This is a genomic window from Draconibacterium sediminis (genome assembly GCF_000949475.1).
Taxonomy (GTDB): Bacteria; Bacteroidota; Bacteroidia; order Bacteroidales; family Prolixibacteraceae; genus Draconibacterium; species Draconibacterium sediminis.
Window position 1 is genome coordinate 621,022 of sequence record NZ_JRHC01000002.1, and the last position, 21,115, is coordinate 642,136.

Below are 21,115 nucleotides of genomic sequence, written 5' to 3' on the forward strand. Positions count from 1 at the left end.
CGATAAGTAGGAGGTAAAGGATGACATTAATAGCGCGAAAGGCGAACAGTCCTTTTGGAATGTTTTTTTTCTTGTCCATAAGTTTCGGTTTAGTTTTACAAAAAACTACACTTCAAAACTCGAGAATTTGACGCTTTTAAAAGGACATACCTTGGGAAATGATGGGTGAAATTCCGTTCAATCCTAACTTATTTTACTTTTCACAAGAAGGGGAATATTCGGTCAACAAAAATCGCAATAGCCTGATATTATGAATATTAAAACAACCAGACAATCATTTTGGCTCATACCATTATGCCATACATTTTTACTGACCCTTTTAATAATTTGCGGTTATAACTTTTGACGATACTCAGTAGGAGTACATTTAAATTGCTTTTGAAAGACGGTTCGAAAATGTTTTACGTCGTTAAATCCAACATCGAATGCAATTTCGGTAATGGTCTTTTCTTTGTCGGCCATAAGCTGAGCGGCACGTTTTATTCTAAGTGATCGAATAAACTCAGCGGTTGAATATCCTGTTAAACTCTTCAGTCGGCGATAAAGCGATGAAGTGCTCATATTCATTCCTGAAGCGAGGGTATCGGAAGTAAAATTTGAATTCTGCAAATTGGCTTCAACGATAGAAATAGCCTTTTCAATCATTAGTTCTTCCGAAGCAGTTATCTCAACATCAGAAGGTTCCAGCCGAACAGATTTACTGTATTGTTGTTGTAATTTTTTCTGCCGCGAAAGAATATTCTTAACTTTTTCGATCAGTAAAATCGGATCGAAAGGTTTCGTAATAAAATCATCAGCTCCAAGCTGTGTTCCCAACAATCGAAACTGCTCATCTCCTTTTGCGGTTAGAAAGATAAGCGGGATAGTCGCCATATTCACATCTTCACGCAATTTCTTGCAAAATTCGAAGCCATCCATCTCCGGCATCATTACGTCCGTAATTATCAGGTCGGGTTTCAAACGCTGTGCTTTTTCGTAACCTGCCTGCCCGTTTTCTGCCGATTCAAGGCAATATATAGGTGACAATATATTAACGAGGTAATCGCGCATCTCCGGATTATCTTCAACTACAAGTATACATTCACCCGATGCAACTGATTCTCCTGGTTTGTTTGGAAAGATATTTTTAAGCAGTGCATCGTTTAAACCTGGGCGCTTTTTATCGGTTTTAGGCTCAACAATTTCTTCCGGTTTTAAATGCCCCGTTCCTTTAGGAAGCGTAACAGTAAACTGCGTTAGTTTGAAAGATTCGCTAACCACCGATATATTCCCCTTATGTAATTCGGTAAAACGTTTTGCCAGCGCCAGACCAATCCCTGAACTACCATCCATTTTGCTGTCGGCTCCCCGGTAAAAGCGGTCAAAAATAAATTCAAGCTCGCTTTTGGGTATCCCGCGCCCATTATCAGATATTGTCAGCAACACCTCTTCCTCTTCTTCGTACAGGGCAACTTCAACTTTGCCATTTTCCTGTACGTGCTTAAAAGCGTTGGATAATAAATTATTGACAATGATCTCAATTTTGTCCTTATCAACCCAAACATGTTTAGTTTTTATATCGAGCTTGGTTTTAAATATGATGTTATTTATCGCTGCCAGTTCCTGAAAAGGATGACATAATTCGGCAACTAATTCTACCACATTCGTTTCTGATGTGTAAAGTTTGGCATTACCCGTTTCCAGTTTTCTGAAATCGAGCAGCTGATTGATCAACTTCATCAGGCGAACCGAATTATTATTGATGATCTTTATCTTATGCTCTGTTTCTTCTGTAAGTTGATACTCTTCTTTTTTACGCAACAATTCTTTTAATGGAGCAAGAATCAAGGTTAGAGGTGTGCGAAATTCGTGAGAAAGATTGGTAAAAAACCGCAGGCGCATTTCATTGATCTTTTGATCCTGCCGGTGCTTCAACTTCTCCATTTCCAGGCTATTGGCCAAACGCACCTGTTTTACTGCATTCCACCTGATTACTGTAACAATACCAACCACAAGCATGATATAAAATAAAAGTGCATACCACGTTTGCCAGATCGGAGGAAGAATTTCGATCGTCAAACTTGTTGGTTCTTCATTCCAAACATTGTGACTATTGGCACTCATTACAAGTAACTTGTATTCTCCGGGCCTTAAACTGTTAAAATTCACAAACCTCCTTGTACCGATATATTGCCAGTCGTTGTCGTATTTTTCAAGTTTATACTTGTAAAGATTTCCGCCCTGAGAACGGTAATCAAGTGCTGAAAACTGTATTTCAAAATTATTGAACCGATACGGAATTGCAATTTTATCTTCGTGAATGATGGACTGATCCATAATCACTTTTGATCCAAACTCCTGATTAATGGAAACAGGTTCATTCAGAATTTTGAGTTCGGTAAATACAGGTTTGTGTGCAGATGGAAGCGCCTCAATTTTACCGGGATTAAAGTAAGTGAGACCATTGGAACCGCCAAAAAATATTTCGCCTTCGCCATTTCGAAAAACAGATGCTTCAGTAAAATTCTTGCCGCCCACTCCATCACTTTCATTGTAATTTCGAATGGTAGTACCATCTCCCTGACCATCAATCCTTGAGATTCCCAAACTAGTACTAATCCAGATATTTCCTTCTGAATCTCCCGATATTCCCTTGATAAAATTACTGGCAAGGCCATCTTTTTCGGTGTATAATTTTAACGAGAAACGCGAATTATCAAGTTCTGACAACTTATTGAGGCCGTTAGGCGTACCTATCCACAAATTCCCGTTTATATCCTGATCGATGCAGGTGATGATGTTACCGGTAAGTTCACCGTCGATATTAAAATAGTCATCTGCCAAAACAACTGTTGTATCCGAAGGATTATAAATATGTAACCCATTATAAGTTCCCACCCAGATCCTTCCGCGGTTATCTTCAAACAAATAACTTATTCTGTCACTGTTCAAATCACCCGATTCCTTATCGTTTATATCTAAATATTTAACCAACTTATAATTGTTCGTCTTATCCAGAATATACAAGCCATTCATTAAACTACCTAACCACAATTTATCCTGCGCATCGATAATTGAAACGATCTGACGCCATCTGTTTGGATAATTCGGATCAAGGTTTGGATTGATCATCTGTGGCACGTTATCCCTGAATTCAATAATGTAGGTTCCAATATTTGTCCCCACCCAAATTATACCGTCTTTATCTTCGTTTAAATATTTTATAATCAGGAATCTCGACTTATCAATTCCCTCAGGATAGGCTACGGGATAAAAGTTTTCCCGATCGGGCGACCATACCAAACCACTTCCGATTGTTCCCAGCCAAAGGTTTTTATTTTTATCATCAAGCACCGTCATTATGCGTGTATTCCGAAGCCCTTTAAATCGTCGAGGATTAAATCCAACAGTTTTAAAGTCTAATTTAGGCGTAAGCACACATATACCACCACCGTTTGTTCCCAGCCAAAGGTTATCATCTTTATCCTGGAAAATATTCAAAACAGCATCATAATCCTTGTTCAATGTTGCCCTGTTTTCAGGATAAATCTGGTAGCGTTGAAAGATCTCGCTTGCAGGATCGAAATAATAAAATCCGGTTCCCCAGGTTCCCAGCCACACCATTCCACTATTATCTAAAGATATCGATTCATAAGCATGAATGGTTTGACCTTTAAATGCATTCCCAATTTCATAGTGGGTTTGTTGGTAGGTATGCAAATCGAACCTGGTTAAGCCTGATTCTGCGATCCACAACACATTTCTTTTTTGGTCATATTCAACTTCATGGCACACCAACTGAATTCTCGGTTGTTCAGCCTGTATAACACTATCTTTTGTACTGATAAACCTGAAAAGGCCATTATTGCAACCTACCCAAATATCACCGTTCTGGGTTTCTACAATGGAATTTACTGCACCACGTAAGAATTGGACTGATGTTTTTTTATGCTCATCATAAACAATCAAACCGTGGTTCCACGTTCCCATCCAGATACGACCGTTCTTATCTTCGTAAAACGATAAAACCCGGCTATCGGGTAAAACCTCACTTTTATTCCTGTAATTTGATACGATATTCGAGAATTCTTCTTTATCCGGATCGTATTTACTTACACCGCCAGACTTGGTTCCAATCCAAATATTTCCTTTTCTATCGACGAACAACGATTCGATGGATGGGTTAACCAAACTGTTGGAATCGCCCGGAACCTGGTTAAAAATCTTAAAATCATAGCCGTCGTATCGGTTTAATCCACCACGTGTTCCAATCCAGATGAATCCGTCGTTATCCTGAACTATCGAAGTTACTTCGTTATGTGACAGACCATTGTCTACGGTGAAGAAATTTTTGAGTAATTGTTCGGGCTGAGCGTTAACAACAACTGACCAATAAATCAGCAAGAGGGTAAGCTGATATTTGATCAACTTTGTCATTTCAGTTAATCTCATTCTTTTGTTCTATCCGTTTTAGTGCAAGAAATTTATCGTCCACCTGCAGGACTTAAAATTCAGGCCATGACAAGATAATAATTCTATTGAATATGCCTGCTTCCAACAATGGTGTATATGTTCCTATTCAGGCTGAAGCAACTGATATTGATTGTCATAAAGTTCTAACTGACGCTTTTTCCAAACCGCTCCTTCCAAAAATACAGGGTGCGGGAGCGACACATCCCAATCGCCAAGTTGCTTTAACAATGAAGTGGTTACATCGAGATGATCGAGTGCAACATTATTTTGTTCGGATATATCTTTCGACAGATCAAAAAGCAGGGGCAGACGGTCGGGTAAACGCACCAGCTTCCAGTTTCCCTGCCTGATGGCTGCACTTATTGTAAACCGCCAGTTGAATGATTCGTGAGGCTCACCACTTGCTTTATCCTTTAAATACGGAACCAGATTCACGCCGTCGAATTTTACCTCAGCGGTTTTAACACCTCCCGCCATTTCGAAAAAGGTAGCCGCCAGGTCCAGGGAAATAACCGGATTTTCATAGGTCTCTCCCGCCGGCAGATTACCGGGCCAGCTCATTATAAAAGGAACATGTATTCCGCCTTCAAGCAAAATGCCTTTTTGCCCGTTAAAAGGTGCATTTATCGATCCGTTCGAATCACACGGACCACCGTTATCGCTTAGAAAAACGACCAGGGTATTTTCAGCGACTCCATTTTCTTCGAGTGCCTGCATTATCCTGCCAACATTAACATCGAGCCGGTGAACCATGGCGCAATAGCTGCGTCGTTTTTCATCCTTAATGTGTTGGAATAACTTAAGATCTTCGGCTGTTGCCTGCATGGGAGCATGTGGTGCGTTAAATGAGGCAAACAGGAAAAATGGCTCATTTTTGTGGCGCGCAATAAAATCAACGCACTCATCGCCCTTATCATCGGTAATATACGTAAGTTCCTGAGGTGTTTTATAGTTACACTCAATGGGTGCCTGATAACCTTTTCCGTCGGCTTTTGCTGTAAAATAGTCGTGGCCGCCACCGGTGTATCCCCAAAATTCGTCGAATCCGCGTTGTAGCGGGTGAAATTTTGGAAGCATCCCAAGGTGCCATTTGCCAACCAGCCCGGTAGTGTAACCAAGATCGTGCAAACGTTGGGAAATAAGCGTTTCGGTTAAAGGCAAACCGTTGTACTCTTCGTCGAAACCCGGCTGCACGCCCGACAAGTTATTATCGTGGCCAAATGTCACCTGGTTTCTACCGGTGAGTAATCCCGCCCGCGACGGGCTGCAAACCGGCCCCGAAACATATCCATTGGTAAAATTGATTCCATTTTCAGCCAACTTGTCAATATGAGGAGTCGCAATCTGTTTACTTCCGTTTAAACTCAAATCGGCATATCCCAGGTCATCTGCCAGTATAATAATAAAATTGGGTTGTTTCTGCTGTGCAAAGCTTGTAAAGGCTCCCAGCAAAAGGGTAATTACAAGTAGTATTTGAATAAGTTTCATTTTTAAGTTCTTAGTTTTTAGCTTTATTAATACATCTCTTATCGGTCAATTTTTTCCATACTCCACCTGTCCAACCAATTTTAAATAGGTGATCTCTTGTCATCGAACAGAAGGAGCAACCAAATTCTCCCTTAACATCTTCCGGGATAAAGATAGACGTAATACATCTTCTCATGTATGTTATTTTATTCAAATAAGGGGGGTGTATTAACTTTTATACACCTATAATTTTTAAGCTGTCAACAGTAACTCTCTCATTTTAAACAGAGAATTTTATTCTTTCGCTTCAGAATAAAATTTAGTTTAGAAAATTGTGCTGAATTTATGCGTCAAAACCTACCAATACAACAAACCAACTATTTAAAGATAGCGTTCAGCTAAGGCTTTCAAATGCTAAACATTTAAAATTTAATTTCAATGTTCGATTCAGCATCATCTCCTGAAATCCCCTTTACCTCTTTTATCGTGTTTTTCTCCGGATAGGAAACTTTTATGGTGTACTTCCCTTTTTGATAAGCGACGGGGTGAAACTCATTTCCTTTAATCCGCACGATACTTTCCGTTTCCCCGGTTTGTTCATTAATCACTTCAACCACAGGTTCGGCATCACCCAACACCTTTATGGATGGAAGCTTTATCTGGTTTACTTTTCCAAAATTATCAAACTGTGATATGGTTAATGGCCATCCTGAAAAGTGATCTTCATTTTTTGGATTTTCGGCATCGGCCAGGAAACGTATCGCATCCAGGGTTATATTTCGGGTTTCAGTATCCAACTCAATTAAACCATAACCCGATGATTTTAGGTTAGCCATAACATACCTGTTCTCATCCGCCTTTTTTCTGCCCGGATTACCTACAGTATAAACATAGGTTTTATTACCAAAAGCATCACTATAATTACCCGTATTGGGCAGATTATGCGAAGGGCGGTTTTGCACCGGAATTCCTAAATCGTCGGGTCTGAACCATCGCTGATAGCCTACAGCAATTGCAGGCGTACAGAAACACCAACCGGCATCCTGGAAATCATCTATACCGTATTGTATGACACTGGGCAAGTGCTGGTCGCCTGCAACCTGAAAAGCGGCCGCTTTACGGATAATTTTTAGCGCTTTGTCCCTGCCCGATTTTGGCCAACCTCCGGAATCCATATCACCGTAAAGATATCCATCGTAAGAACCGTGATGAGTGGCAGTATTGGCAAAAATGGTTTGGGTTAGCAAGACTTTCATTTTTGCATGTTTCCAGTCTTTGATCCAGGAGTTGAGAAAATCCAGCTGCCGATCGCCAAGCATTTTTAACTCCGGTTTTTCAACCTGCGAAAAGCTTTTTAATGGTTCGCTGATATGATCTTTTCTGCCAGTCCAGGTTGACACCAAATCAGGGCCCGATTTAAAAATTCGGTCGCTGATTATAGCAAAACTTACACCGCCATAAACCAGATCGGTATACCACACCGACATGCCATTGCCAATTGTTGTTGGATCGTAAGGATCGGGAAGATGCGCACATTGAGTCCTGTTCACTGCATTCACCATTTTTACTGATTGAGCAAATCCCTGCCGGTCATCTGTATTATAGTTTTCGGGAGATTTCTGCTCTCCCGAGGCCCCCCACAAATTTCCTTGATACACATCATGATCATCGGGAGTGACAATGGTTGGCCGGTCGCGCATCAAATCACGAAATGCCCAACCAAACATATAGTACTTGCCAAGGTAGTTCAGGATGGACAAATCTTCCGGATACCTGATTATGCCGTACCCCCCATTTGATTCATAAATCTGGTCGCCCGAGAAATAAAGCATATCCGGATTTTGTTTATTTAAGTTTTTTACCAGCGGAGAATAAGGGAAACCGTAATGAAACTGACATGTGAGTCCGACCAGCTTCAATGGTTGGCCTGTTGGTTCTTTTCGGATAATGCCTTCGTAAAAATGTTCTTTTTCCCCTTCCCGGTAAACAAGCCGATAGGGTACCTCCTTATCGAATTGCCAATCTTCAACTTTAAAAGTAGCCGTTCTGGAATCAGGATCAATCGTTTCGCTGGAATACGCAAGCCAATCAGTATCTTCTTTTAACTGCATCTCAACCTCACGGCTGTCTTTTTCGCCAAGCGGAGGAAGTTGGGCTGTTAGCTTAACCACGCCCCTGCTCAATGTGTACATGCTGAAAAGAATCGGGCCAAAACTGTTCCCGGGATGATGAATGACCTTATTTCCTTCTACCTCCAAATCGTCAAACCAAAAGGAAGGTCCGTTTGCTTTCGCATCTGCAGTTTGAAAGTTGTTCACGAGCTGAATCAATCCAGAAATTTCACCTTCAAAAGATTCCTCAATACGAACACTTTCAGTCCCGTCAGCGCTTTGAACCGTCATCTTCAGCTGCGTAAGATTATTACTTTGCTTTCCGGTTAATGAGATTGTACTGCTTTTCCAATCAAAATCGTCGGGTAATTCGATTTGATTCTGACCGAGAAAAGCAAAACCACCGGTATGTATACCTGCGTTTAAACCTTTCCCAAAGTAGCAGGCAGCGCGCACATCATCTTCCTCTATTGCTTTTACACCCACCGAAAGGCCAACAGATCCGGGATTAACCCCATTCGCTGCAAGGCCGGTTTTAATACGAATCGAAAAAGTCCCATTGGCGGCACTCAAGGGGTGAGTTAACAGGTTAACCCGGGAGTTCAGCACTTTCCCGTCGCATATTATATGTCCACTTTTTACCTGCCAGTTTTCCATCGGAACAGACCAAAAATCCTCACCAATCCATACACGATCATTTAAATGATCAAATTGAAAAGTTGTCTTTTCGTCTTTTGTGCAGGCCCAAAAAACAATAAAAAACAGTATTGCAAAATGTAGTTTTTTCATAAGTAAATTTAGTTTTCGGTTCCGGGCATTGTACCTCTTATTTGTTCTGTTTCTAATCGTTCACCTGTTTCACGGTCGAACCAGTCGGGGGTTAAATCTTCAGGAGTTGTATCGCCGGTTTCGTTTTGCCAGTTTTTTAACAAGGTTCTCATTTCAACCAGCTTTTCGCGATAACGACTTAGGGAAGCCACGTTTAGCAATTGTTCCTTTTCCTGGTTAAGGTCAAAGAGTTCCTCAGCAGGCCGGGGCGTGACAAAAATATCGGCTTGAGCCGGTGTTAAGCTGCCAAGGTCGCGCAGTTCGTTAAGCGCCGCTTGTGTTGGTGAGTTTTTCGAGTCGGCCGGACCACAGTTACTGAGATTTGGCCGTGCGTTAAAAAGGTAAAGAAAATCTTTTGTCCGCACCATTCGTTCATGCGCTTCATAATCATGCCAGTTGTGTTCTGAAAAAACCATCTGCCTGACTTCTGCTTCCGGGTTTTTCAGAATTTGCAGAAAACTTACTCCCTGGTAGTTTTCGGGAACCGCAACATCGGCAATTTCCAGAATAGTAGGTGCGATGTCGACGGCGCTAATCAGGCTTTCGGTGTGACCTGCATTTTTATCAATTTGTGCGGGCCAGTGCACTACAAAAGGTGTTTTCATTCCACTGTCGTAAACCCGGGTTTTACACCTCGGGAAAGGCCGGCCATTGTCAGCCATAACAATAATAACGGTATTTTCCAGCACTCCCTGTTTTTGTAATTCCTGCTTCACCAGCCCGATATGGTAATCAAAACGGGCAATTTCGTTATAATACGATGCGATATCCTGCCGCGTTTCCGGGGTATCATTGAAATATACCGGCACTTCAATATTTGCGGGTTCATGCGTTATTTTAAAAGTATCGGCTCCCCACGCACGATGAGCATCGTACGACGCCAACCAAAAAAAGAAGGGTTTATCCTTGGGGCGTTCTTTTATAAATCGCACCCAGTTCGCTTCACCGCCATCGCCGTTTTTATATCCGTTTCCATCGGTATAGCGATCAAAAGCCCGGTGTGTTGCTTCTCCCATGTGCCATTTGCCGGCATGAGCTGTGTAATACCCGTTCTCCTTCAACAATAAAGGAAAAGGGATTTCGGACTCGGGTAATGCAGTGTGCAATTCTGCAGCACCATTCGAATGCGGGTATTTACCCGAAATAATGCTGCAACGGCTGGGACTGCAGGAACTGGCGGTAAGAAAAGCATTGTTGAAAAGTAATCCTTCGCTGGCAAGTTTATCGATATTGGGTGTTTTAACAACTTTATTTCCGTAACACCCGAAATCATTCCAGCTAATATCATCGGCGATAATAAAAACGATATTAGGTTTTTGAGAACTGGAGCCTTGTGTTTGGTACACTCCTGAGCAAAAAGCAACTGTGAACAAGACAAGTACCAGCAGTTTAGGTTTTAGTCGTTTTAGGTTCATTTATATTAGTTTAGATAGTATTCAAGATCACGTTTAATTATTCCCTACACAATTAAGCACCAAAATAATTATTGATTGAATAAAACCCCACCACGTATCGTTCTCTCAGATCATTTCATTTTACTCAAACTTAATTCTAAAAATAATAATTTTCACTGCCTTTTGATTTCTTCTTCCCTCTTGCTTAATTTTTTTTCCTCTCAGGGGTAAACAGGTTTAAATCCCATTCAGCATACCAATGAATTTCCATTTCTCCTCCGGCAGTAATGGTGATGGGTAAAAATACATATTGCGATTCGGGCCGACCACCACCATTCCATCTGTCGCCCATGTATAAGTAGGCATCTTTATATCCGGGAATTTTAAATATGAAACAAGGTTGTGAGTTGAAAGAATTATTTCCAGCATCGCCAATAAACGGACTTCCCTGGCTGGTGTATGGCCCCATAACCGAGGGTGCCGTATAATAGGTTCCGGGATTAGGAGTCCATCCTGAACACTGGCTGGTTAAAAGATAGAAGGTTCCGTCTTTTTTCAAAATCCCCGGGCCTTCACAATGGGCTTCGATGTCCACATCGTTGGTTGTTGTGCTCAAATAATCATCGGATAATTCAACCATCCTGATTGTACGGTTTACATGGTCGGCAGCATACCCAATGTATGCCTTTTTTGTATCAGGCTCAAAGTACATTCCAATATCACGCGACTCATGACCATTTGGGCGATAATGATCCTGCACAACAAATGGACCTGTCGGGCTATCGCTAATGGCAATGCCCAATTCTGCAATACCATAACCACGACCGTTCAGATCTCCATCGTAATGAAACCACATCACATATCTTTTGTTGGTCTCATCGTAAATAACCTTTGGCCGCTCAAACACCTTGATATCACCTTTTTCAATTACAACTCCCTCCTTTGTCCAGTTGTACAAATCGGTTGAAGAATAACATGAAGCCCCCCTCGGTTGGCCCCGATGCTCGCCGTACCAAAAAAAAGTTTTCAGATGTTCTACATAAACAATGTTCCCTCCATGACAATCGATGTGCACTCCATCCGTATCCAACCATTCACCGCCGGGTTTAAAAGAGGTATATTCCTGCAGTTCCTGCGCTATAACAGGAATTGCTGATGTGCTTACAATTAAAACGAATACGAACAATTTTAAACGAATATGTAAATTATTTTTCTTCATTTTATTATGATTTTTGATTTGTTATTTCCTCTATTTTTTCGGCGACTATTTTAAGTTTATTTGCTCTGATTATTACTACCATTCAACTGCTTTACGATTTTTTTTAGCGGGTAGTGAACTACTAACACCCACCATCATATTTTCTAACTACTCCAGACTATTCTGCTAACTATTTCCTTATGTATATTCTCGCGTAATCAATTTCATACTTCCTTGGGAATTGCGTCTTTTCCAGCTTTTCACTATCAGGATGGGGATTTCCTCCTACTGCCAGATTCAGCCAAAAATTACATAGGTTATCTTTAAACGGGTACTCTCTTTCCGAGGTATCAATATTTTTTGTATCAAGTGCAATCCGGGCCATATAAATGTCGTCCAGATAGATTGTTAACCACTCACCGTCTCCAACGAGTTTCCAAACATGGTATTTTTTTAACCAGTCGGGGTCTGCGTTAAATCCTTCTGCGGTACCATCAATAATATTTTTGATGTATAAGGTACTTGGATTTTGGTCTTTATTGGAAGTCCATTTTGCACCGTTTTTTCCTTTGGTTGCAAAATTGGCCATCATTTGCCCGGTATAGTACTCCATTATGTCAATTTCGCCACCACATGGCCAGCCGCCATGCCCGGTGGTCCAAAATGCCGGCCAAATCCCATAATCTTCATCTCCACCACTTACTAACGGAAGTTTTGCCCGGGCAATCATCATTATATTATCGTATTTCTGATGGAATTCTTCTTTAGTGATAAAACTGGATGAAGTATAAGAGGCGTATTCCCGATTCTTTCGCCAGTCATTACTTCCTTCAACATATCCGGGATTTTTATACTTCTCCCTATTAGCGGTAATTATCAAACGTCCTCCGGTACAAACTGAATTGTCTGCTTTATACCACTGAGCCTCATTATTTCTTCTGAATCCGGTTTCGGCGATCCAGTATTCTTCTTTCATTGGTCCTTCGTGATTAAACTCATCAGCGAATACCAATTCATAAGCTCCAATTTTTTGTGGAGCAGTGTTGGCATCAGGCAAGTAGGGATCAACCTTGAATGACATAGCGCTTTTTTGTCCTTCATTCCCTGTTTTACCGATGGCATTTTTTGATGTTCCTGTTTCACAAGAAAAATTTAGTATCCCGATGATTGGCACAAGGAGCAAAAGTTTAGCTGAAAACTGGTTTAACATGTTTTTTATTTGTTAGTGTATTATCCGACTTTTAATATCGACAGCTATTGATGCCTGTCTTTCGCTTTGTAATCCTGAACCACTCCGCCATAGGGAAAGCCCTGAGTTTCGGCGCGCTTATCTTCAAATATGTCATTCATCTGCTTAACAATTTCGGGGTGGTCGCCGGCCACGTTATTTGTCTCCGAAATATCGTCATTAAGATTGTACAGGAGTGTTTCGTTCATAATTCCGTAGCGAACACCTTTCCATTCCCCAATCCTTGCCGATTGTCGAAATCCTCCATCGGGCATTGTTCTACTCCATCCATCGAGTTGAAATTCCCAGTTCATGCTTTCGTGGCTTGCTTGTTCTTCTCCAAAAAGAACCGGCAACAATGATATTCCGTTTGTTTGGGCCGGTATTTCAACACCAGCCACTTCAGCCAGTGTTGGAAGAATATCCTGAAATCCGCTGAGATGATTTGTATTTATACCTGCTGTTACTTTTCCTTTCCACCAGACAATCATTGGCACACGAATACCACCTTCGAATAAATCCCTTTTAATGCCACGTAATTCACCATTACTGTTAAAAAATTCGGGATTGTGCCCCCTTCCTTCTCTGTGCGGGCCATTGTCGCTGGTGAAAATTACGAGGGTATTCTCAAGCTCTCCCATTTCATCCAGTTTATTTAATAGCCTTCCTACCTGCTTATCCAACAAAGTGGTTTTTGCAGCATGTAAACGTTCTGCAGCGGGCCATCCCTTTTCTGAATATATTTCTTTGTTACCAATTTCATATTCGTGCCCATGAGGAGCTCTGAATGACATAAACAAAAAGAAAGGTTTGTCCTTTTGGATTTTATCAAGGTACCCGAAAGCTAAATTTGTCCTGAAATCATCTTTACATTCCCACTCATTAATATGGTAATAAACCGAGTCTTGTTTTCCGTTTATCCAATGCATTTGCTCGTCGTATTGAATGCCTCCAAAACGGGAACCCCATTGTTCCTGCACCGCATAATCGAATCCACGGTTACAGGCCCAGGTTGTAATATCGTCCGGATCATCGAGGTGCCATTTGCCAATAAAACCGGTTTGATAGCCTGCCTCTCTCAACATTTCCCCAATCGTCATCTCATCCTTTTTCAGGGCCACGCGCATCCAACGATCATCGTTAAAAACGCCGCTATTACCACGAACAGTGTTGTATGAAGAGGATTTGCCAGTCATTAAAACCGCGCGCGAGGGTGAACAAACCGCATTTCCGGCATAAAAATCGGTAAAGCGCAAGCCATTTTGGGCCAGTTTATCCAGCTCCGGAGTTTGTATCACCTCTTGTCCGTAACACCCCAGTTCCCCGTAACCCAAGTCATCGGCCAGAAGAAAAAGGATGTTGGGCTTTTGAGGTACCGAATCTTGTTTTGCCTGGTTCTGGCAAGCGTTTAACAGTAGAATCGCAACTACATGCAGGAAGATTAATCTTTTCATGCTACTATTTTTTTGTACTTAGTCTATTCTATTTTCTTGTTATCACAAACAGTTACTCTTTCGAATCTCATTTTTTACTGGCTAATTCCGACTGATTATCATATTACGCTTCCTATAGTCTACCAAAAAACGCATCATCGCATTAGCCAAATTCCCATTTACCAATACCCCAAGTTAGTTCATCAATCCAATAATTTCGTTTTCAGTCAATTTTGTTTGTGGATCGAACTTTTCACTACGCATATAATTTTTCAAACTGAAGAGTAACTGTCGTGCTTCAGGCCGATCGTCAAGGTCTGATTGTAAATCAACCCCGGTCATTACCAGTTTGCCCTTGCCTACTTTAGCCTCGAAAATCAAAGCCAGGTTTCTGTTTGTTACCCAATCGTCGATAATTCGTACAATTGGATCGGGAGTGTTTTCAAATCCTTCTATATTAATTGCATTACAATGGCTCATGGCATCCCACCACTGCCAGTTGGAATGGTACTCGGTGGGAAAATCTGCCAAAGCCGGATGTTCGGGGTTGCACAAAATTCCCAGAGTGTGAGGCTCCTGTCCATTGGTCCAGGCAGTGTTCCAGAAAATACTCGAGAAACCAACTGCCACTTCGCCACCTTTACCGTCTTTTATGCTGCCTTTTTTTGTTGTCAGTAAAACTTTTCCACCTTTTTCCAAGGTTGCAATGGCTGCCTTGTTTAGGCTTGAAACAACCAAAACATCATCTTCGATATTTGGTAATTCAGCCGGATAAACCCAAAAATCCCATGTGTTTATAAATCCGGCTACATTAACTGCGAGGCAAAACTTAGCGGCAGTTTCAACTTCGATATTTTCGCTGATTGCACCAAGCTTTTGGCAATTGCCCCAACTGATATTTGCCTCATCCAATTGTCCTTCTTTAACTACATTACCATTCGTATCCAGGATCTGCCACGAAGGAACAACCGACTGCAATTCTTTTTCGCCGTAATGCGCAACTTCAACCTCGCACTCAACCTTTTCATTGCTCGTGAAAATCATTTTTTTGAACCTTGCCAGTGGAACTGTTTCGTTACAAAATTGCCTGAACTCGTCGGAAGAGATGTATCCTTTTTCATCCCAAAACGGATCGAGCACACCAACCAATGCGGTACCCTGCCCCGGGAAATCGTGCAGATCGAGCAACTGAAAACCACCAAAACCTTTGGTCCGAAAGGCAGCTTCAATATCGGCTTTGTAACATAAGGCCTGCAGTTTACCCGAAGCCTTGAGAAAACTATCGGCAAGATCGAGCATACCGTGAGCTTCGAGGCTTCGTTTGAAAATTTTGAAATTGGTAGCTTTTAATACGCCATCGTATTGGGGTATTTCCTTAAAATTTGGATACACACACCACTGTCCTATTTCGTGGCTCACCATAGGTGCGGTTAAATCAGCCACTGTTTTCTCCCAATCGTAGTCGCTGCGTGGGGCTTGGCTGTTAATAATACTGTTCAGGTTTTGGCCCCATCCCTGGATGCGCGTACCACGATGCGAACTGTGAAAATCATTTTCCGGAATAACAGGCCATCCTGCCCCGGAAGTGTACAACCTGCGCGAGTCCTTCTTTTTCCAGTAGTTTACAAATTCACGTAAATACCCGGTATAGTTTTTTCCATGCGGTTCGTTTCCATAGGGCATCATACAAAACGAAGGATGATTTCCGTATTCGGCCACCATTCTTTCGCTCTCATAGTATATCCATTGGTCAATTGGAGCACCATCGCCAACGGTTGCCCACGCCGACACTTCAACCTGGTAGTAAAAGCCCAGTTTATCGGCTGCCTCAAAGGCAGCTTTTGGCGGACACCACGAATGAAAACGAATATGATTCAGGCCGTGTGCTTTACAAATTTTAATGATTCGTTCCCACGACTCCACATCTGTAGGCGGAAAACCTGTCTTTGGGAAAATGGCACATTCCAATGTTCCCCTTAGAAACACCGGACGGCCGTTAATTTCCAGTCCTTTTCCATTGGCACGGAAATCACGCATTCCAAAAGTTTCGGTATGCACATCTTTGTAGCCATCCGATTCAAGCTCAACTGAAAGTTCATAGAGATTCGGATTAAATTCATCCCACAAAAGCATGGTATCGCCCATCGGGTAAGTAACAATGATTGTTTTTGACGTGCTGTTCACCTCAAAATCAGAACGAATCTCCTTTAATTTCAGAGGCGTTTCTTCCGATGTACTTTGGGCAGAAAGTTTTACTTTACCGCTTTGCGCGCCACCTGTTTTGTTTTTTATCCCAATTTCTACCCGTACACTTTTATTCTTCAAATCAGGGAATATCTGCACACCGGCAACAGACAATGCATCTTTCCGGACCAACTTTATATCGCCCACAATCCCGTTCCAGTTGCTCTGTGTATTATCGCTTACACTGTGTGCATCATCTCCAACCTTTATCTCTTTTACCCGGTTATCAACACAAATTGTAATCGTGTTCTTGCCGGGTTGAAGAAACGAACCGACATTATAACGATGCGGAACACCTAAAGCATTATTCACCCCAACGTATTCGTTGTTTACCCAAACCCGGGTTTCCCAGTGACAACGCTCTAAATACAATTCAACATCCTGTCCTCTCCAGTTTTCAGGGATTTCAATTTCTTTTTGATACCAGGCAGCACCGGTGTAATAATAATCAGCAATCAGCCAGAAGGGATACAAAAACTCGTTGCCGTATAAATACGGTTTATAATTTTCATCGTTGTACCACATCTTTCCATTGTCATAAGCTTTCCAATCATTACCGGTAAACTTTGTGTCGTAACCTACCGGTTCCCCTTTTCCATTTGAGGCCATCGATCCGGGCAAAACAATGGTATCCGATAAATTTTTCGTAAACCATTTATTGACTACTCCCTCATCTTGTTTGTCCATACTAAAGCTCCATACCCCGGACAAATCCAGTTCTGATGGTTCTTGTTTGGAACAACTTATTGCAACAAGGGCAACAGCAAATAAAAAAACTGATCTTATTCCGAAAAAGGGTGCTAAAATATTATTCATTGTTCGCATATTTAGTTTTTATAATTTCCAAAAAGTTCCTTAACAATCTCATATAAAACTCCTTTCAAATTTTTACGCAACTTCAGCAGTAAGCTGTTCCAACAAATCTTTTGAACCCACATGCATCGAATTCAACTGCAATACATCTTTCAGGTTATCTATCGCATCTCCATACGATCCTAAACCAACATGTGCAAGCGCAATCAGGTATTTTGCATCAATGGTATTTCGCTTCTGGATATCATCTTCGAACACCAGTAGCAGTGGCAACGATGTTGCAAAATAGTCGATCTGAGCTTTATCGTTCAATTTGGCTTCACCAAATTTTCTTATATCAGACAATAGATTCTGAGCCTCAACTTTTTCGCCCAGCTCATTGAGCGACAGGGCTTTGTAGCACGACAACTCAGAATAAGCACTCACAGCCATATCGATAAAGTCGCCTTCTTCATTTTTACTTTCAAGGAAATGTGCCCTGGCTTCATCTGTTTTTCCAAGCGCTTTTAGTGCCATTCCTTTCCAGTAATTAATGTGTGCAACTGCCTGTAGCGGATGGTATTTTTCACCCAGATTATCAGGTGTATTCACTGATTTATTAAAGTACTCCAAAGCAGATTCAGCATCTCCGTTTTGCAAGGCCTGTTGTCCTAGCTTTAAGCAAGCGTAAGTAAACTGTCTTAAAACCTGACCTTCTCCTCCTTCCCATGGGTGAAAATCGCGGTTTTCAAGCAGGTCTAATGCATTATTGTAATCGCCTTTAAAATTGTAAAGTGCGGCAAGTTCAACCGAGAAATCATCGCGGGTTGTTATCTGGTCTTTAATCGGCAACAAATCTTCCAATCGTTGTTTAGGATCGTCGTTCAGCTTTTTACGCAACTGGTCGAATTCGTAACGGATACGCATATCGTTTGGAGCCAGTTCTACCGCTCTTAGGAAAGCCTCTCTTGCTTTTTCGCCATCTTCAAAGGTATTCCAGTAGGCGATTCCAAGATTGCGGTAGAGTGTTCCGTAGTCACAATTGGCTTCAGCGGCTTTTTCCCACACACCTATTGCGTCTTTATGTCTCTTTAAATTGAAAAAGTAATTACCCAAACCGAAAGCTGCAATCGTATTTTCCGGATCAACTTGTAATGCCCATTCCAACACCAACTGTTCGTATAAACGTGATGGGAAAACATAGTCGTAAGACGCTGACTTTGTTTTTTCCAGAGTCTCAACCGATTTGGTGTTTTCGCCGTTCAATTCGTATAACCAGGCCAAAACAAACTCGGTCATCACTGTTTTTGCCATTGGATTTGGAACAGCACACTCAGGAACTTCATTTTTATGATGTAACTCAATTACGTCAATAGCTTCCTGGTAAAAACCGGCTTCGGCATAATCAAAAGCAATATCAATTATGGTTTGTGCATCGTTTCTTGATGATTCGATAAACTCATCGTAGTTACCTGACAAGCTTGTCCTTTCAAATTTTGCCCATTGGTCAAGCGCATCAGTTTTGAACAATTCTGTCAGTACAGTTTCTGCTGTTGCGGTTTCACCCTGATTTTTCAGAATTACAGCTTTTAAAATATGTGCTTTATTATTCTGGCGGTTTGTATCCAAGGATGCCTCCAAATGCTCCAAAGCGGTTTCATAATCCGACTTCAAACAATCGAGGGTAGCCAGCTGATAATAGGCAGCCGAACGCCACTCGAAGTTCCATGTGGATTTGTAGAACAATCCGTAAGCTTCATCTTTTCGGCCCTGTAAAGAACAAGCCAAACCACAGAAGTAATGTGCCTCACCCGATGCCGGGTTTGGATGATAAGTGGTCATAATATCAATGGCTGTCCTAAAGTTCTTTTCAGCTTCATCCAACTTGCCGTTTTTAAGCTCAACGCGGCCTAAGGCAATGTATGATTTGTAACTCTTCGGATCTTTTTTGATGGCTTCTTTCCAATAGGATTCCGGGTAACGTGTAGGATGACGATACAACTCCAGGTGTTCGCCAATCAATTCCAACTCGTTGGCACTTTCAATTTCGGTGGGTTGTTTTGGCTCGAATGCCACCTTGCGGTTTCGTTCTTTGCTAAACTCGCGATGATGATAATCGATTAATTCTTTCCCTTTTGGGTCAAGCACTATTAACGAAACTGAATTCTCCTGTCCTGCCTCAATTTGCATTGAAGTATCTTTCCAGGGCTTTTCAGGTGATATCGTTTGTTTTTCAAAAACTTTCTTCTCGTTTCCAATAATTAGGATGAATTGAAGGTTTTCGAATTTACGGCTGCCCGCAACACCCAAGTCCAATCTGTTTCCTTGCTGAATCTCAAGACGGATAGCCAAATCTTTATTGGCATTTTGTACCGGTCCCAGATTTTTATAGCTCCACCAGAACTGCGAAAAGGTTTTTGTCTCGTAAGGTAGCAGATAGGTAAAATCAGGCTGATTATCGGTATAAACACCGGCCATTAATTCGAAATATGGTCCGCCTTCGTCGGTCAGTTCACGGTCCCATGCGCGACCAAAATCTTCACTTCCCCAGGTCCATTGTTTTTTACCCGGAGCAATATGTCGATTCGCTACATGAATAAATCCGCCATCGGCTCTAAAATCGTAGCCTCCAAAAAAATCGAATTTTGTATCGCATACCATGTAACTGGTAGGCACATGAATATTATCGTAGTTACGCAGATCGTTTTTACCCGGTCTTTTGTGGTAAGGAATTCCGTAATAATCGTTTTCAGCAATGGGGAAGCTACTCTGTGCCCTAACTGCATGATCGGCCACATAGTGTACATCGGGCGGGAAAAAGCTTTGGTAATCCTTATGCACCTCAACGGCTACGTTTGCCCACCACAAAAAGGTTTGTGTTAACGGCGTGCGGTTAAAGAGGCGACCGCGTAGTTCAATCAATGCACTTTCGGGGCGGAGACGAATTCCGTGCATGCCTTTGAGGCGGTACATCGGGTCGTATTCCGACATCCATATTGTTCTAGCTCCATCGGCTTCTTCTTCAATATATACATCGGTTGGCAAATAAGTTCCCGGGCGGTGGTGCTGTGGCCAGTTAAACTCTACCCCTCCGCTAATCCACGGACCGGCTAAACCAACAAGCGCCGGTTTTATCACCTTCTGCTGGTAAAAAAAGTTGTAATTATTATTGGTTTTATCTTGCGCTTCAAATATTCGTCCACCGATTTCGGGCAACAATACCAGTTTCACAAAGTCGTTTTCAAGTGTTGCTGCCTGGTAATTCTTATCCACTTTATGATCGTAAACCTTATCGATAAATGGAACCGGATAAACTTTTCCCGATGATCCCTGGTACACTCTTTTTTCGAAGAATACGGGGTTAATTTCTGATTTTCCCAGTTCGTAGGTTGGGATTACCAGGTTTTCTATGCGTGCTTTTACCTGCTTCATTTTCTATCCCTTTTCTATATTAATGAAATCTCAAGCCTCATTAGTTCAAAATTTCCTCTTCAATTTCTTCCAGCGATTTGCCTTTTGTTTCCGGCAATCGTTTGAATATAAACAGCAGGCCGGCAGCACAAATAAGTCCGTATAACCAAAATGTACCTGAGGCACCAAATGCTGAATTTAGCAACGGGAATGTGTAGGTTAAGAGGAAACTTGCAATCCACAATGCTGCCGTTGCAAACGACATGGCAGTACCACGAATCCGGTTCGGGAATATTTCCGAAAGAACGACCCAGGTAACCGGTGCCAACGACATGGCATAACAGGCAATTCCCAAAACCACCAGAAGTAACAAAGGCCAGCCTGTAACATGGAAATAATATCCGGCCCCCATTAAAGCATAAATTCCGGCCAGCCCGGCTGCACCAATTATCATCAACATTCTGCGACCTAATTTGTCAACGGTATAAATGGCCACGAACGTGAAAACGAGGTTTACACTTCCGGTAACCACAATGTTGAATAACGTGTCGGAAACT

Annotated in this window: 10 protein-coding genes; all 10 read right to left on the reverse strand. The window is 41.8% G+C overall.

Annotated elements, in window-relative coordinates; all coding sequences use genetic code 11:
• Positions 1-333: 333 nt before the first annotated feature.
• Positions 334-4,431 carry a hybrid sensor histidine kinase/response regulator transcription factor gene (locus LH29_RS12395; protein ID WP_045030134.1) on the reverse strand — a complete coding sequence of 1,366 codons (4,098 nt, stop codon included), beginning with the start codon at positions 4,429-4,431 and terminating at the stop codon, positions 334-336.
• A 123-nt stretch (positions 4,432-4,554) separates the two neighbouring features.
• Positions 4,555-5,940 carry a sulfatase-like hydrolase/transferase gene (locus LH29_RS12400; protein WP_045030135.1) on the reverse strand — a complete coding sequence of 462 codons (1,386 nt, stop codon included), beginning with the start codon at positions 5,938-5,940 and terminating at the stop codon, positions 4,555-4,557.
• A gap of 401 nt (positions 5,941-6,341) precedes the next feature.
• A complete protein-coding gene (locus LH29_RS12405; RefSeq protein WP_052670868.1) occupies positions 6,342-8,819 on the reverse strand; it encodes an alkaline phosphatase D family protein in 2,478 nt (825 codons plus the stop codon).
• An 8-nt stretch (positions 8,820-8,827) separates the two neighbouring features.
• Positions 8,828-10,273: a sulfatase family protein gene (locus LH29_RS12410; protein WP_045030136.1), complete on the reverse strand. Its 1,446-nt coding sequence runs from the start codon at positions 10,271-10,273 to the stop codon at positions 8,828-8,830.
• A 184-nt stretch (positions 10,274-10,457) separates the two neighbouring features.
• Complete coding sequence (locus LH29_RS12415; protein ID WP_045030138.1) at positions 10,458-11,471, reverse strand: family 43 glycosylhydrolase; 1,014 nt, start codon at positions 11,469-11,471, stop codon at positions 10,458-10,460.
• Between the two features lie 169 nt (positions 11,472-11,640).
• Entirely contained in the window at positions 11,641-12,531 is an 891-nt protein-coding gene (locus LH29_RS12420) for a glycoside hydrolase family 16 protein (protein ID WP_157493681.1), read from the reverse strand.
• 173 nt (positions 12,532-12,704) lie between these two features.
• Positions 12,705-14,132 (reverse strand): sulfatase-like hydrolase/transferase, encoded by a 1,428-nt coding sequence (locus LH29_RS12425; RefSeq protein WP_045030140.1) that lies wholly within the window; start codon positions 14,130-14,132, stop codon positions 12,705-12,707.
• 174 nt (positions 14,133-14,306) lie between these two features.
• Positions 14,307-17,171, reverse strand: coding sequence for a sugar-binding domain-containing protein (locus tag LH29_RS12430; RefSeq protein WP_045030143.1), 2,865 nt, complete (start codon positions 17,169-17,171; stop codon positions 14,307-14,309).
• A 72-nt stretch (positions 17,172-17,243) separates the two neighbouring features.
• The gene (locus LH29_RS12435) at positions 17,244-20,579 is read right to left on the reverse strand and encodes a tetratricopeptide repeat protein (protein ID WP_045030144.1); all 3,336 of its coding nucleotides are present in this window, start codon (positions 20,577-20,579) and stop codon (positions 17,244-17,246) included.
• A gap of 40 nt (positions 20,580-20,619) precedes the next feature.
• Positions 20,620-21,115, reverse strand: a 496-nt coding sequence (locus LH29_RS12440) for an MFS transporter (protein ID WP_045030303.1), incomplete at its 5' end; no start/stop codon positions are given.

Excerpts from the sequence above, each read along its gene's own strand:
- LH29_RS12395 (WP_045030134.1), bottom strand. The coding sequence starts at position 4,431 with ATGAGATTAACTGAAATGACAAAGTTGATCAAATATCAGCTTACCCTC.
- LH29_RS12400 (WP_045030135.1), bottom strand. The coding sequence starts at position 5,940 with ATGAAACTTATTCAAATACTACTTGTAATTACCCTTTTGCTGGGAGCC.
- LH29_RS12405 (WP_052670868.1), bottom strand. The coding sequence starts at position 8,819 with ATGAAAAAACTACATTTTGCAATACTGTTTTTTATTGTTTTTTGGGCC.
- LH29_RS12410 (WP_045030136.1), bottom strand. The coding sequence starts at position 10,273 with ATGAACCTAAAACGACTAAAACCTAAACTGCTGGTACTTGTCTTGTTC.
- LH29_RS12415 (WP_045030138.1), bottom strand. The coding sequence starts at position 11,471 with ATGAAGAAAAATAATTTACATATTCGTTTAAAATTGTTCGTATTCGTT.
- LH29_RS12420 (WP_157493681.1), bottom strand. The coding sequence starts at position 12,531 with ATGTCATTCAAGGTTGATCCCTACTTGCCTGATGCCAACACTGCTCCA.
- LH29_RS12425 (WP_045030140.1), bottom strand. The coding sequence starts at position 14,132 with ATGAAAAGATTAATCTTCCTGCATGTAGTTGCGATTCTACTGTTAAAC.
- LH29_RS12430 (WP_045030143.1), bottom strand. The coding sequence starts at position 17,171 with ATGAATAATATTTTAGCACCCTTTTTCGGAATAAGATCAGTTTTTTTA.
- LH29_RS12435 (WP_045030144.1), bottom strand. The coding sequence starts at position 20,579 with ATGAAGCAGGTAAAAGCACGCATAGAAAACCTGGTAATCCCAACCTAC.